The 15,192-nt window shown below is 51.5% G+C and carries 14 protein-coding genes; 12 read left to right on the forward strand and 2 right to left on the reverse strand.

Annotated features, from left to right (window positions below):
• The first annotated feature begins 15 nt into the window (after positions 1–15).
• The 3 genes from C8E01_RS18600 (at position 16) to spt (ending at position 3,952) form a co-directional block, all read left to right on the forward strand.
• Positions 16–1,308 carry a TolC family protein gene (locus C8E01_RS18600; RefSeq protein ID WP_089320855.1) on the forward strand — a complete coding sequence of 431 codons (1,293 nt, stop codon included), beginning with the start codon at positions 16–18 and terminating at the stop codon, positions 1,306–1,308.
• 560 nt (positions 1,309–1,868) lie between these two features.
• A complete protein-coding gene (locus C8E01_RS18605; protein ID WP_089320856.1) occupies positions 1,869–2,462 on the forward strand; it encodes a TetR/AcrR family transcriptional regulator in 594 nt (197 codons plus the stop codon).
• A gap of 248 nt (positions 2,463–2,710) precedes the next feature.
• Entirely contained in the window at positions 2,711–3,952 is a 1,242-nt protein-coding gene (gene spt, locus C8E01_RS18610; protein ID WP_089320857.1) for a serine palmitoyltransferase, read from the forward strand.
• Between the two features lie 13 nt (positions 3,953–3,965).
• On the opposite strand, the gene C8E01_RS22200 is transcribed toward spt, so the two are convergent.
• A complete protein-coding gene (locus C8E01_RS22200; RefSeq protein ID WP_373422663.1) occupies positions 3,966–4,826 on the reverse strand; it encodes a hypothetical protein in 861 nt (286 codons plus the stop codon).
• A gap of 221 nt (positions 4,827–5,047) precedes the next feature.
• Here C8E01_RS22200 and C8E01_RS18620 point away from each other — a divergent pair, with 221 nt between their 5' ends.
• Genes C8E01_RS18620 through C8E01_RS18660 form a run of 9 tightly spaced genes read left to right on the forward strand, consistent with a single transcriptional unit; the run spans position 5,048 to position 13,739 of the window.
• Positions 5,048–6,040, forward strand: a complete 993-nt coding sequence (locus tag C8E01_RS18620; RefSeq protein ID WP_089320859.1) for an NAD-dependent epimerase/dehydratase family protein — start codon at positions 5,048–5,050, stop codon at positions 6,038–6,040.
• A gap of 35 nt (positions 6,041–6,075) precedes the next feature.
• On the forward strand, positions 6,076–7,404 hold the full coding sequence (locus C8E01_RS18625; protein WP_116544968.1) for an inositol-3-phosphate synthase: 1,329 nt from the start codon (positions 6,076–6,078) through the stop codon (positions 7,402–7,404).
• A gap of 10 nt (positions 7,405–7,414) precedes the next feature.
• On the forward strand, positions 7,415–7,876 hold the full coding sequence (locus tag C8E01_RS18630) for a phosphatidylglycerophosphatase A family protein (RefSeq protein ID WP_116544969.1): 462 nt from the start codon (positions 7,415–7,417) through the stop codon (positions 7,874–7,876).
• Positions 7,877–8,248, forward strand: a complete 372-nt coding sequence (locus C8E01_RS18635) for a GtrA family protein (RefSeq protein WP_116544970.1) — start codon at positions 7,877–7,879, stop codon at positions 8,246–8,248.
• 28 nt (positions 8,249–8,276) lie between these two features.
• Positions 8,277–10,844: a DUF5686 and carboxypeptidase-like regulatory domain-containing protein gene (locus C8E01_RS18640; protein ID WP_243409698.1), complete on the forward strand. Its 2,568-nt coding sequence runs from the start codon at positions 8,277–8,279 to the stop codon at positions 10,842–10,844.
• 18 nt (positions 10,845–10,862) lie between these two features.
• On the forward strand, positions 10,863–11,582 hold the full coding sequence (locus C8E01_RS18645) for a CDP-alcohol phosphatidyltransferase family protein (protein ID WP_116544971.1): 720 nt from the start codon (positions 10,863–10,865) through the stop codon (positions 11,580–11,582).
• 16 nt (positions 11,583–11,598) lie between these two features.
• The gene (locus tag C8E01_RS18650; RefSeq protein WP_116544972.1) at positions 11,599–12,159 is read left to right on the forward strand and encodes a DUF4833 domain-containing protein; all 561 of its coding nucleotides are present in this window, start codon (positions 11,599–11,601) and stop codon (positions 12,157–12,159) included.
• A 7-nt stretch (positions 12,160–12,166) separates the two neighbouring features.
• Positions 12,167–12,787, forward strand: a complete 621-nt coding sequence (locus tag C8E01_RS18655; RefSeq protein ID WP_116544973.1) for a sterol desaturase family protein — start codon at positions 12,167–12,169, stop codon at positions 12,785–12,787.
• 1 nt (position 12,788) lies between these two features.
• Positions 12,789–13,739 (forward strand): phosphatase PAP2 family protein, encoded by a 951-nt coding sequence (locus tag C8E01_RS18660; protein ID WP_116544974.1) that lies wholly within the window; start codon positions 12,789–12,791, stop codon positions 13,737–13,739.
• A gap of 211 nt (positions 13,740–13,950) precedes the next feature.
• Here C8E01_RS18660 and C8E01_RS18665 read toward each other — a convergent pair whose 3' ends face one another.
• Complete coding sequence (locus C8E01_RS18665; RefSeq protein ID WP_116544975.1) at positions 13,951–14,937, reverse strand: aldo/keto reductase; 987 nt, start codon at positions 14,935–14,937, stop codon at positions 13,951–13,953.
• Positions 14,938–15,192: the final 255 nt, after the last annotated feature.

A 15,192-nucleotide genomic window follows, 5' to 3' on the forward strand; every position in this document is an offset into this window, starting at 1 on the left:
ATACTATTTTCAGCTATGAGGTTTTTCATATATACTATACTGCTGCTCATCGGGTACAGCAGCTATGCCCAGCAGCCCCACACCATTAGTCTGCAGCAAAGTAAAGAGGCTGCGCTTAAATACAGCAAAGCCATCCAGAACAGTGAGCTGGACATCGAGTCGGCTGAAGCAGGTATAAAAATTGCAAAAGCAGCTCATTTGCCCTCGGTAGACGTTACTGGCGTTGGTGTGTATGGCTTCAAGGACTTGGTGCCTGCTATGCCAGAAATGCTGCCAGAAGGTATCAATAACTTTTACATGGCTGGTGTGGCAGCTGTACAGCCTTTGTATACAGGCGGCAAAATCAAAAGCTATAACGAGCTGGCGGAGCTGCAGCTGCAGGTAAATAAGCTACGCGCCCAGCAGTCGGTTGACTCTGTACTATTGATTACTGCCCAGAAATACTGGAACCTGGTAAACCTGCAGGAACAGCACAAGGTGCTGGAAGCGAATGAGCGCCTGTTGGATACGCTCTTAAAGCAGCAGAACGACCTGTTGGCTTCCGGCCTGATAGCCCGCAATGACCTGCTGAAAGTAAAGGTGCAACGAAGCCGCCTGTTGCTGAATAAAAGCCAGTTGGAGAGTGGTAAGAAGATAGCGCTGCTCGACTTCAGCCTGTATGTTGGTATACCATACGATTCATCTCTTGTGATGCAGGATACATTGGCGACAGACGTGTTACCACCTTTGTACAGCCTTGGGCCGGACACATCGCTGGTGGAGAACAGTAACTACCAGCTTTTGCAGAAGATGCTGGAGGGTGAGCGGCTGCAAACAAGGCTCACCAAAGCAGATTATATGCCCACTGTTTCCATAGGAGTGAATGCGGCGCAGGCCGGCGTGCTGGACAGGGGGATCGGCAGCACGTTTGTTCCTCTCTCGTTTGGCATGGTCAGCATCCCTATCAGCGATTGGTGGAGTGAGGGCAAACATAAAATGAAGCAGCGTGCTATCAGTGAGCAGAAAGCGAAAAATAACTTTGAAAGCGTAAGCGATCAGCTGAAGGTGGGAATTACCAAAGCCTGGTATGATCTGGTGGATAGCCGCAAGGAAATTGCCTTTGCGCAAGAAAACCTGGAGCAGGCCAGCAGCAACCTGCAAGTAAGCCAGGACAACTATGCCAGTGGCTTGGCAAGTGTAACAGAGGTAATGGATGCGCAGGCTTTGTACCAGGAAGCTGCCAGCGCCCTGGCCAGAGCTTACGCTAACTTCCAGCTAAAGAAGGAGAGCTACGCCTATGCGAGTGGAATATCCTCGGGGCAGAGGTAGCATAAGCCCGTATCTCATGCAAATATATGACAGTGGGTTTACTAACAATTAAATTGAAGAACTCTTCATAGAGACGACGTGCATTTAAAAGCTATTAATAGGAAGGATCTGCACAGGCATTATGGCAGAAGAAACTCAGACAGATAAAAGATGCTTACCTTGAAGCAATGAGGACGCGAATCACTTGAAGTGGGTTAACAACACGCTTAGACAAAGTTTAGCAGCTTGGTGAGGGAGTTCATGTCTGTTTCTAAAGAACTTCCCTCTAACACATAAGTTAGTAAATGGTTTATCTGCAACTGTAACTTATCATTACATTTCTCAGAGGCTGTTTTTAATATTATTGTTGGCAGCGAATAGGAGGACTTTCGGGCTATGGCAAGGCTCCTTTTAAGTGGCATAGCAGCACTATGGCGAGAAAATGACGAAGCCAGGTTCTGATGAATTCCCTTTGTAGCCCAATGAATAAATAAAGCAGTCTCTAATTACTACCAAGCTTATGTTAATTAATTATTAAATGTTGTACCTTTGGACCATAATACGATTTTGGTCTATTAGGTATGAGCGATAATAAAGACGAGTGTATTAAAACGGAGATTCTGAACGAGGCTCAAAAGCTATTCATCCGCTTTGGCTGGAGTAAAACTACCATGGAGGACATAGCGAAGGCCGCAGGGAAAGGGAAAAGCACGCTTTACTATTACTATAAAAGCAAGGAGCAGATCTTTGACAGTGTGGTGACGCGTGAGATGGAAGAGGTGTTCCGTGTTACGAGCGGAGAAGTAGCCAAAGCGCAGACAGCCGAGGAAAAGCTGATGGCCATTGGTATCACCAAGTTCCGGGCCATACAGAAAAATGCCAACCTCTTCAACGTCATCCGCGGGGAAGTTGAAGCGAACATTCACCACATCATGGAGCTGAAGAGGAGGTACGAGGCCCGGGAAATCAGCATGGTGCGCAACATTCTCAAGTTTGGGCTGGAGCGGGGAGAGCTTTCGCACTACACGGCCGATGATGTGGATGCTGTCGCGTTTGCCTTGGTATGTGCTTTCAAAGGAATCGAAATCGGTCTGCTGATCGAGAACAAGCTTACGGACTTTGAAGGCAGGATGGGGACGATCCACAGTATTCTGATGCATGGCCTGAAGGCGTGACCTGATTGTAATAACTTTAGTTCGTCTTGCTTTTTTAGTCTCCCATGGCAACGTGATGGTTGATAGATATAGCGATGACGCGGGTTTAGTTAGCTCTCTATGTTTAGGACTAACAAAACACAGAGAGGTGAAAATATTACTTAGTGCTAAAGTTTGTTTGTATATAACAAATCTTAACTTGTTTTATCCAATGAATCTCTAAACTGAAAGTAGAAGAAGAGTTCTATCGCTTACTTTAAATACAACAGATGAATAATATACTTCGTCAGAGAATCCTCGCCCGCGAAAAAAGCGCAGCGCAACTGGCTGCAGAGCGGGCACAGGCGCAGGGGGCTTATCCCTATTTCAGGGCCATTGAATCTGCGCAGGATACGGAAGTGATCATAGAGGGCAGAAAGGTTTTAATGTTTGGGTCGAACGCCTATCTGGGACTTACTAATCACCCCAAAGTAAAGGAAGCCGCCATACAGGCGGTGGAGCAGTACGGTACAGGCTGCGCCGGTTCCCGGTTCCTGAATGGTACACTCGACATACATCTGGAGCTGGAGCGAAGGCTGGCTGAGTATGTAGGAAAAGACGCCGCACTGGTGTTTAGCACGGGCTTTCAGGTAAACCTGGGGGTTATATCCAGCCTCACTGGCCGCAACGACTATATCGTGCTGGACGAATATAACCATGCCTCTATTTTCGATGGCAGCCGTCTCTCTTTCTCCAAGGTAATCAAGTACAAGCATAACGACATGCAGGACCTGGAGCAGAAACTCAGCAAGCTGCCTGCCGATGCCCTGAAGCTCATTGTGGTGGATGGTGTCTTTAGTATGGAAGGAGACATTGTGAAGCTTCCGGAACTGGTGGCCCTGGCCGAGCGCTACGGCGGCAGCATCATGGTGGACGATGCCCATGGCCTGGGTGTAATTGGTGAGCGAGGAGCCGGTACCGCCTCTCATTTTGGTTTAACAGACCAAGTGGATCTGATCATGGGTACCTTTAGCAAGTCTCTGGCCTCGCTGGGCGGTTTTATTGCCGGCGACCACGACACCATTCTGTACCTGAAGCACCATGCCCGCTCCCTGATTTTCAGTGCCAGCATGTCGCCGGGCTCTGTTGCCAGCACCCTGGCTGCCCTGGATGTGATCCAGAGCGAGCCGGAGCGGATAGAGCAACTGTGGGCGAATACGAACTACGCCATGAAGTTGCTTCGTGCAGCAGGGCTGGAGCTCGGACCCACAGAAACACCCATCATCCCCATCTATGTGCGGGACAACTACAAGACTTTCCTGGTAACGAAGGTGCTGCAGGATAACGGCATCTTCGTGAACCCGGTAGTGGCGCCTGCCGTGCCTGCCGATTCTACCTTGATACGCCTGTCAGTGATGGCAACGCATACCTTCGGCCATATAGAGGAAGCTGCTGCTAAATTAGCGGATGCCTTTAAGCTCTTGGGGATTAATACCAGAAATGCATCCTATGAAGCAAGTACTGCGAGTTGAGACAAAGCGGCAGCTAAAAGCCTTTATTGACTTTCCGCATGCGCTGTACAAGGACGACCCGCATTACGTGCCGGAGCTTTATATTGCGCAAAAAGACCTGCTCACGCCGGGGAAACATCCCTTCCATGAGCACTCTACGCTGCAGCTGTACCTGGCCTACCAGGATGGAAATGTTGTAGGACGGATTGCCGCCATCCTCAACAACAACCATAATACCTTTAACAATGCAAAGGATGGCTTCTTCGGATTCTTTGACTGCGTGAAGGATGGGGAAGTGGCAAACCTGCTTTTTCAGGAGGTGCGCCAGTGGCTCACGGAAAAAGGGGCTAAGACCATGATCGGTCCGGTCAGCTTCTCTACCAACGAAACCTGCGGCATGCTGGTGGAAGGATTTGACAGTTCGCCGGCGGCCATGATGCCCTACAATTACCCTTATTACATAACGCTGCTGGAAAACTTGGGCTTTCAGAAGAAGGTGGACCTGCTGGCCTACCAGTTTGGGGCCGATGGTTACAACGATAAGCCTTACCGGCTGTCGAAGGTAATCCGGGCGAGGCTGGAGCAGAAAGGAATTACCATCAGGCCCATTAGCCTGAAAAACTATAAGCAGGAAGCAGAGAAACTGCGGGAGATCTACAACTCCGCCTGGGACAAGAACCTGGGCTTCGTGCCGATGACGCCGAAGGAGTTTGACTATATGGCCAAGGACCTCAAACTGATCGTGGACCCAGATTTTTGCCTGGTAGCGGAGCACGAGGGCAAGATAATCGGTTTCTCGCTGGCTATACCGGATATTAACCAGATCCTGAAGAAGATCAAAAGAGGACGCCTGCTGCCTACGGGCATATTTAAACTGCTGACGCAGCGTAAGCAGATAAACGCTGTGCGGATAATCGCCCTCGGCGTGGTGGAAGGCTACCGGAAGCTAGGCATTGAGGCGGTGTTCTACGGAGCGGCCATGCAGAAGCACCGCGAGAAGAAGATGCAATCGGCAGAGGCCTCCTGGATACTCGAAAACAATGTGATGATGAACCAGGGGTTACTTAAGATGGGAGCCAGGCCTTACAAGAAGTACAGGATTTTTGAGAAGGCGCTATGAAAGAGCGGGTATTGATAACGGGGGCAAGTGGTTTTGTGGGCTACCACCTGATAGAGGCGGCGCTGCAGGCAGGTATGGACGTGTATGCGGCTGTACGTGCTTCCAGCGAGGTGGCTCATCTGGAGGGGTTTGGCGTACACTACACTTCCCTCGACTTTCAGGATACCAGCGCGCTGGTAAAGGAGCTGGAAGAGAAGCAGTACCGTTACATCATCCATGCGGCAGGCACCACCAAGGCAAAGCACCCGCAGGACTACGTGAACATCAACGCGGTCTATACCCGGAACCTGGCATCGGCGGCGGCAATGGCGGACATACCGCTGAAGAAGTTTGTGTTTATCAGTAGCCTGGCCGCGCTGGGGCCTATCCCTTACCAGGAGGTAGCGCCCATACAGGAGCAGAGCAAGGCACAGCCGGTAACGGCCTATGGCAAAAGCAAGCTCCTGGCCGAGCAGTACCTGGCGGAGTTAAAGGATCTGCCTCTGGTCGTGCTGCGCCCGACAGCAGTGTATGGTCCGCGGGAGAAAGATATTTTCATCGTTCTCAAGACCCTGAACCTGGGGCTGGAGCCTTACATCAGCAACAAGCCGCAGTGGCTAAGCTTTGTGTATGTGAAGGACCTGGCAAAAGCGGTGATGCAGGCGCTCGGTACAAGTATAAGCGGGGTCAGCTACAACGTGTCCGACGGCAACAGCTACGACCGTTACGCCCTGGCCACCGCCGCCAAGCAGATCCTGGGCAAGAAGGCGGTCAAGGTGCATCTGCCGCTGGGGGTGGCTACACTGATAGCCAACCTGCTGGAGACCCTGTATGCTTCCAGCAAAGCCATGCCCGCCCTCAACAGGGAAAAACTAAGCGAGCTGGCTGCCGAGAACTGGAACTGCAGCATCGAGAAAATAAGGTCCGACCTGGGCTATGTGCCTGAGTATGACCTGGAGAAAGGCCTGGCGCAGACTTTAAAGTGGTACAAAGAGAATAAGTGGTTATAGATAAGAGCACAAAAATTAAGACACAAGTACATAAGATGAAATATAAAGTAAAAAACGCCGAAGGGCGCCTGGGTATTCTGCTTCCAGGACTGGGAGCAGTTGCCACCACGTTTATAGCTGGGGTAGAGGCTATCCGTAAAGGAATGTCACAGCCAATCGGCTCACTCTCTCAGATGGGCAACATCCGTTTGGGTAAGAGAACGGAAAACCGTAATCCGCTTATTAAGGACTTTGTACCACTCGCGAACCTGAACGACATCGTGTTCGGGGGCTGGGATGTGTACGAAGACAACGTGTACGAGGCGGCCGTAAACGCGAAGGTGCTGGAGCCAGGCCTGCTGCATGCGCTGAAGCCGGAGCTGGAGGCAATCCAGCCGATGAAAGCCGTGTTCGATAAAGCCTACGCCAGAAACCTGGATGGCACCCATGTGAAAGAAGCCGCTACAAAGTATGAGCTGGCGGAGGCACTGATGGACGATATGCGCAGCTTTAAAGAGGAGACCGGTTGCGACCGCCTGGTTATCGTGTGGTGTGGCTCTACGGAGATTTACGCAGAGATCAGCGACGTGCACGAAACAATCACCGCTTTTGAGGAAGGCCTGCGCAACAACGATCCGCGCATTGCGCCAAGTATGATTTATGCCTACGCTGCTCTGAAACTGGGTGTTCCTTTTGCAAACGGAGCCCCCAACCTAACGGTGGATATTCCTGCCATTGTAGAACTGGCGAAACTAAACGGCGTGGCTATTTCGGGCAAGGACTTCAAAACGGGTCAGACACTGATGAAAACCATTTTGGCGCCAGGCCTGCAGGCCAGAGCGCTGGGCATCAAAGGCTGGTTCTCGTCTAACATCCTGGGTAACCGCGACGGCCTTGTGCTGGACGACCCGGAGAACTTCAAAACGAAGGAAGTATCGAAGTTGGGCGTGCTCGAAGACATTCTGCACCCGGAGGACAACCCGGAGCTGTACGGCGACATCTACCACAAGATCCGCATCAACTACTACCCTCCTCACGGTGACAACAAAGAGAGCTGGGACAACATCGACATCTTCGGCTGGCTGGGCTACCAGATGCAGATCAAGATCAACTTCCTGTGCCGTGACTCTATCCTGGCAGCGCCTATCGTGCTGGACCTAGCTCTGTTCACGGACCTGGCGCAGCGTGCCGGCATGAGCGGAATCCAGGAGTGGCTGTCGTTCTACTACAAGTCGCCACAAACGGCAGAAGGCCTTCGTCCGGAGCATGACATCTTTAAGCAGCTGATTAAACTGCAGAACACGCTTCGCCACATGATGGGAGAGGACCTGATTACGCACCTGGGCCTTGACTACTACGAAGACTTTGTAGAGGAAGAGCTTTAACAGATTTAAGGTGCTTAGAATACACAAATTAGTTTCCACCAGCCTTGGCATCGGCTATATAGGAAAGGGAGGAGGTACGGTAGCCGCCGTAGCCGTTTGTCTTTGCCTGTATGCCGCGCAATGGGCTGGTGGGAGCCAGCTTGTGCTTTGGCTCCCTATCATAACGCTGTTGTTGACGGGGGTAGGCGTCTGGTCCGCCACGGAGGTTGAGCCGCTGTGGGGCAAAGACGACAAAAAAGTGGTGATAGACGAGGTGGCGGGCATGTGCATCAGCATGTTGTTTATACCTGTCACGCTGCAGTACCTGTGCGCAGGCCTGGTCCTGTTCAGGTTCTTCGATATTGCAAAGCCGCTTTTTATAAGAAGGCTGGAAAGAGTGGGAGGAGGCTTAGGCGTAATGCTGGACGACGTGTTGGCGGGCGTTTACGCGAACGTGGTTTTACAGATACTTTTATACTACAAGATTTTTTAAATGTTCACCTTCCTGAAGGCGCAGACGGCCTCTCTGGCAGCATCTGCTGTCGATTTTCTGGTGACGATCATCATGGTGGAACTGTGCGGTCTCTGGTATGTGGCCGGCACCATAGTGGGTACTGTCTCAGGGGGGGGAATGCATTTTACCCTGGGCAGAACCTGGGTTTTTAATGCTGCAGACAAGACTGTACCGGCACAAGCAATCAAATACTTCATGGTCTGGAATGGCAGCCTGTTGCTTAATGCATCAGGCGTGTATGTGATCACGCATTACGGAGGGATTAACTATGTCTACTCTAAAGTTGTCATGTCCTTGCTTGTCGGTTTTTTCTATAACTATATAATACAAAAACGATATGTATTCAAATAAGAATATATACAAGCTATATAAATATTGGTTGTTTTTTACGCTGTTACTTGTTGTTTCAGGTGTTAAGGCGACCGCCGTAAGGGCACAAGGTGCCGTTACAACTATACAGGGGACTGTTAGGGATGCCGTTTCGAATGAGGCGCTTATCGGGGTGTCGGTTTTTGTGCCGGGCACCAGCATCGGTACCAGCACAGACTTTGAGGGAAACTACCTCATTAAAACAAACCAACCTATAAACAAGGTGCAATTCTCGTACTTAGGATACGATGCCGTAACACTGGGTGTATCGCCCGGGCAGGAGCAAACCTTGGACGTGAAACTAGAGACCGGGGCCAAGCAGCTGAGCGAGGTGGTTGTGGTTGGTAAAAAGCGCAAGGTGAAGTACAGCAACAAAGATAACCCGGCCGTGGACCTGATCCGGGAGGTTGTGGACCATAAGGAGCAGAACCGGCCTGAGCACTACGACTATGTGCAGTACGAGCAGTACGAAAAAACGCAGATGTCGCTGGTGAACACGCCGGAGAAGCTGAAAAGGAACATCTTCCTGCGCAAGTATGATTTTATTACCAGCAACCTCGACACCACCCTACTGGAGGGCAAGGCGCTGTTGCCTTTCTTTGTGCAGGAGCAGCTTGCGGAGCATTATTACCGCAAGGACCCGGAGACCAGAAAAACGATCGTGAAAGCCGAGAAGAAAGTCGATTTCGGCGAGTTTATAGACAACAAGGGCTTTACCTCTTACATGCAGCACATGTACCAGGACATCGACATCTATGACAACAACATCACGATCCTGACGAACCAGTTCCTGAGCCCTATCGCCGACATGGCCCCCACATTCTACAAGTTCTACCTCACGGATACCGTCACAACGGAGAGTGGCAGAAAGCTGGCAGAGCTTCGGTTTGAGCCCCGCAACCCTGCTGCCTTTATGTTTACGGGTAAACTATTCGTGACCATAGACGGAACCTATGCCGTGCAGAGCGTGGAAATGGAGGTGGCAAAAAGCGTGAGCATCAACTGGGTGCGCGACCTGAAGATCAACCTGGACTTCGAGAAGAACCCCGACGGGCGCTACCACCTGAGCAAGAGCGTGATCAAAACGGACTTTGGGCTTACCCAGAACAGCGATGCCGGCATGTACGGGGAGCGGGTGGTTTCGTACAAAGACTATAAGGTGAACGAGCCGCAGTCGGCCGCTTTGTACGAAGGCGAAGCCGTGGTGCGCGTGGAGAATGCCATTGCCAAAGACGAGAGCTTCTGGCAGGCCAGCCGGCACGATTCGCTTTCAGCTGTGGAGGCCAAAACATATACCAACATCGACAGCCTCGTGAACATGAAGTCGTTTCAACGGACCATGGACTGGGCCACCGCCCTGATTGCGGGCTACAAGCGCCTGGGGCCGAACATCGAGATTGGCCCTCTGAACACGTTCTATAGCTTTAACCCGGTAGAGGGCTTCCGCCTGCGCTTTGGTGGCCGCACCACCACCACATTCAGCAAAAAGTACATGCTGGAGACCTATGCCGCCTACGGCTTTAAAGATGAGAAGTGGAAGTACTACCTGGGCGGCAGCTATTCGCTCACCGACAGGTCTATCTTTGAGTTCCCGGTGCGGTCTATCAGCGCGAGCTACCAGAAAGACACCAACATACCCGGCCAGGAGCTGCAGTTTGTGCAGGAGGATAACTTCCTGCTTTCCTTTAAGCGGGGCGAAAACGATAAATGGCTCTACAACGAAACCTATAACATAAACTACCTGCACGAGTTCGAGAACCATTTCTCCTACAGGGTGGGCTTCAAGAACTGGCGGCAGACACCTGCGGGATCGCTGCAGTACGTGCGCAACGTGGAAACAGCGTCGGGCGAAATGGAGCTGCTGGATGTGCCACAACTGACCACATCAGAGGCCTCGCTGGAGCTGCGCTGGGCTCCGAATGAGCAGTTCTTCCAGGGCAAGCTGTACCGCACGCCGGTTGCTAACCGGCATCCAGTGTTCACCTTACGGGCAGCGGCCGGTATGAAAGGTCTGCTCGATAGCGAATACGAGTACCAGAAAGTTGCCCTGAACGTGTACAAGCGCTTCTACCTGTCGCAGCTGGGCTATTCGGACGTGGTAACGGAAGGCGGATACATTTTCGGGCAGGTGCCGTTCCCGTTGCTGGCGATCCACCGCGCCAACCAGAGCTATTCGTACCAGCTGCAGTCATACAACCTGATGAACTTCCTGGAGTTTGTCAGCGACCAATACGCGAGTGTGCACATCGACCACAGCTTCAACGGCTTTATCATTAACAAAATACCGCTGCTCAAGAAAACGAAGCTACGGGAGTTTGTTACCTTTAAGGCGCTGTACGGCAAGGTGCGCAGCGAGAACATGCCGCAAGGCGACCCCGACCTGCTGCGCTTCCCGACCTTTGACGACGGGCGGCAGGCGACGTACACGCTGGAGGACAAGCCCTACATGGAGGCCAGTGTGGGCATCGGTAACATCTTTAACTTCTTCAGGATTGATGTGGTGAAACGCCTGACGTATCTCGATCATCCTAATGTGTCAGATATAGGTATAAGGGGTAGATTTAAATTCGATTTTTAAATTAATAGCAGGTAAAGTATGGACAAGAACTCGCTTCGTGACGCCCTGCAGCAGGGAATCTACTCGGTCATTAACCCCTTTGTGCGGTTACTGATCAGGCTGGGATTCACACCCAATGTGGTTACCACCACCGGGCTGATCCTGAACATCGGGGTTGCAGCCATTTTTATCTGGGGAGGGGAAACCAGCAACCGGGGCGAGCTCGAGTACGTGGGCTGGGCCGGAGCGCTTGTGCTGTTTGCCGGCGTGTTCGACATGCTCGACGGGCAGGTGGCCAGGCTCGGCAATATGAAGTCCACCTTCGGGGCCATGTACGATTCGGTGCTCGACCGCTACAGCGAAATGATCATGTTCATGGGTATCTGCTACTACCTGATTGCCCACCATTACCTGCTGAGTTCACTTTTTGCCTTTATTGCTCTTATCGGCTCCATGATGGTGAGCTATACCAGGGCACGGGCCGAAGGCCTGGGCGTGGAGTGCAAGGGAGGCCTGATGCAGCGCCCGGAAAGGGTGGTGCTGATAGGGGTGTCGGCAATTGCCTGCGGTATAATCTCTTCCTTTGTAGGGGCAGATTACAAAGTATACGTGGAGGGCATTCCATTCCATGTGTTCGAAACAATGTCGGTGTTTACGCTGCCTATCACCGTGATGGCGGTAATGACGAACATCACGGCTTATAACAGGCTGATGGACTCCAAAAGAGCCATGGAGCAGAAAGAGATGGCAACACGCTAAGGAGAAGTATAACAACGTGAGAAAGATTTTTTACCTGGCGCTCCTGCTGTTTTGCACAGGTATAGATAGTGTCAGTGGTAGTGACTTAACCGGTATAGCCGAGGCGAAGACTGACACCCTGCCGGTACCGAAGGGCATCAAGGAGTTACTGTTTTATGTGCAGCGTGATCCAAATCCTAACACGGTGGTATACGAACTGAACCGGACGGCGCAAGGAGCGTTAAACGAAGCGGAGCCGATTTACCCGTTCTGGATCCGATATGCAGATGGCGGAGAGCGTAAGGAGCTAAACTATATTCAGCGCAAATTTGCCTATGGCCTGAACACCAAAAAACTGGGCAAAGACCACTATGAGGTCAAGTTTGTGAGTTATGGAAAGCTGCCGCTATACCTGCGCAAAACAGCCGATGGCAAATACCGTGTATATACCACGCTAAACAAGAAAGAAGTGATTTTGGACCGCGTGTTTGTGCGGATCGAAGGCGGTACATTTTGGGTGCCCAATGTGCTGTATGTTGAGTTGAGCGGCCACGATGCCGCTACTGGAAAGGCAGTAACAGGACATTTTAAACCTTAGTTTACAGATGAAAAAGAATTTCGTGTCTAGCTCGCAGGAGTCTGTCAGGATGTTCAGGTATGATTGGATGGAGGCGCTGTCCAAAGTGCACTGGACGGTGCCGCTCTACCTTTACGTGCCGGTCATCCTCTTCCTGAGTTGGCTGGCGCTACATGTGGAGAAACTGTCTGTGCTTGCCTTTATGGGCTACGCCGCACTTGGCTTGTTTGTCTGGACGTTGACGGAGTATGTGCTGCACCGCTTCGTTTTTCATTATGTGCCGAAGGCGAAGTGGGCACTGCGCCTACACTTTATCTTCCACGGAGTGCACCATGACTACCCAAACGATGAAAAGCGGCTGGTGATGCCACCATCTGCCAGCATACCTATGGCCACGGCGCTATACTGTCTGTTTGCGCTACTGCTGTCGGGAGGGGAGCTGTACGCTTTTTTTGCAGCCTTTCTGTTGGGATACCTCTTTTATGATATTTCGCATTACGCCCTGCACCACTTTAACTTTAAAGGGGAGTTCTGGATGAAGCTGAAAAAGCATCACATGCTGCATCACTACTCCGATGCTACAAAAGGTTACGGAGTGAGTTCTTCTCTCTGGGACAAGATTTTCGGTTCTGATTTTGACAAAAAATAAAATGGCTTTAACAACTACCGCAACAGAGGGGAAGGCGAAAGTAAAACGGAAAAATGCCCTTGTTGTAGCTGCCCTTTCTGTTGGCTATTTGCTGCTGTCGTACCTGCTGGTTGGGTTCAAGTCTGATCAGCTGGTGCTGGTGGGGCTGGCAAACGCCCTGTATTTTGCGACGCCCATCACCCGTAAGTTTATCACCGGGTTCTCGATCTTTATTGTGTTCTGGGTGCTCTACGATTACATGAAGGCCTTCCCGAACTACTGGTTCAATGCCGTACACATCAAGGACCTGTATAATGCCGAGAAAGCTGTGTTCGGGATACGTGACGGCGGTGCTATACTGACTCCCAATGAATTCTGGCAGCTGCACAGCCATACCTTTCTGGATGTGCTGAGCGGTATCTTTTACCTCAGCTGGATACCGGTGCCGCTTGCCTTTGCCGGCTTTCTGTTCTTCTGGAACCGACAGCAGTTTGTGTACTTCTCGCTCACTTTTCTGCTCGTCAACCTGCTCGGCTTTGTAGTCTACTACCTATACCCGGCCGCGCCGCCCTGGTATGTGCAGCTGCATGGCTTTGACTTTATCGCCGAAACACCGGGCAATACGGCCGGTTTGGTGCGCTTCGATGAGTTCTTTGGCATTAAGGTCTTTTATTCGCTATATGCCAAAGGCTCCAATGTGTTTGCCGCCATGCCTTCACTGCACTCTGCCTATCCACTCATCGTGCTCTACTATGCCTTAAAGAACAGGCTGGAAGTGGTAGCCAAAGTGCTCTTTACCATCATTACGGGGGGTATCTGGTTTGCGGCGGTCTATACCTCGCACCACTACGTGCTGGACGTGCTGGCAGGTATAGTGTGCGCCACAACGGGCATCCTGCTCTTTAACGGGCTGATCAAAAAAGACACAGCTTTAAGCCGGGCTGTGAAAAGGCTGGTTGTGGCAGTGAAGTAGTAATAGAGCCCATCCGAAGTTTCGCCGACGAGTGCCGGAGCATGTGCAGCAGATAACCATTAGCTTTGATAAGATGGTGCGGCATTATGAGGTGACATACGCTGCTTAACTTAGCAGCAAAAGTAAACCACCTGTGTCTTCAGAACTTTTGGCACAGGTGGTTTAATACATGCGTCGGGCTGAAGCGCTTGTTTTTAAACGCAGCTAACTTTTATACATTCAGGCTCGACATCTGATCTTTTTGGTAGCGTTCTCCGGCGGCTACGCCTTGTGGCGCAATCTTGTCAATCTGCTGCAACTCTTCTTCTGTAAGCGAGACGTCCACAGCCCCCACATTTTCCTCCAGGTACTTTCTGCGTTTGGTGCCGGGTATCGGCACAATGTCCTCTCCCTGTGCCAGCAGCCAGGCAAGCGCCAATTGCGATGGTGTACAACCTTTCTGGCGTGCTATATCCTCTATCTTTTTCACCAGGTCAATGTTTTTCTGAAAGTTCTCCCCCTGAAAACGCGGTGAGTGCCGTCTGTAATCATCCTCCGGCAGGTCTTCGAAGCGCTTTATCTGGCCGGTCAGGAATCCCCTGCCAAGCGGACTGTATGGCACGAAACCTATACCCAGCTCACGGATGGCAGGAAGTATCTCGTCTTCCACGTCGCGGCTCCAGAGCGAATACTCCGTTTGCAAGGCTGTGATCGGGTGCACGCTGTTAGCCCTGCGGATGGTGTTGGCAGAGGCCTCTGATAAGCCGAGAAAGCGCACCTTGCCCTCTTTCACCAGCTCGGCCATGGCCCCTACGGTATCTTCAATGGGTGTATCCTGGTCCACGCGGTGTTGGTAGTAGAGGTCGATATGGTCTACCCCCAGGCGTTTCAGGCTTGCCTCGCAGGCCTTCTTTACATAGTCCGGCTTGCCGTTTATTCCTAAGTAGCTGCCATCCTCACCGCGCACGTTGCCGAACTTGGTAGCCAGCACCACCTGATCGCGGCGGTCTTTGATGGCCTTTCCCACCAGCTCTTCGTTCGCCCCCACGCCATACATGTCGGCAGTGTCCAGAAAATTTACGCCCAGTTCCAGTGCCCGGTGTATGGTGGCAACAGACTCCGCATCATCGCGGTTGCTGTAAAAGTCTGACATGCCCATGCAGCCCAGGCCCAAGGCTGATACTTCAGGTCCTTGTTTTCCTAGCTTTCTTTTTTTCATAATCTAGTAGTCGGTATTTTAGTAATTGATTTATGCAGGCAGTACAAGCCGCCCACTTTAAAAACGTAGTAAAGTTGAGTTTGTTCCTGCAAAACAGCCAAAGCTATTCAGAAAGAACTACTTCCATACCCCCCCAAACCAGGCCGTAATTACTAACTGCACTTGTTTAGCGGCGGCTAAGTATTCTTTTGCTGCTGTTCACTGATATAATGCTCTCACAGCAGTGGATCATCACTGCTTGCAGAGGCGGTGGGG

The organism is Pontibacter virosus, assembly GCF_003096355.1.
GTDB lineage: Bacteria > Bacteroidota > Bacteroidia > Cytophagales > Hymenobacteraceae > Pontibacter > Pontibacter virosus.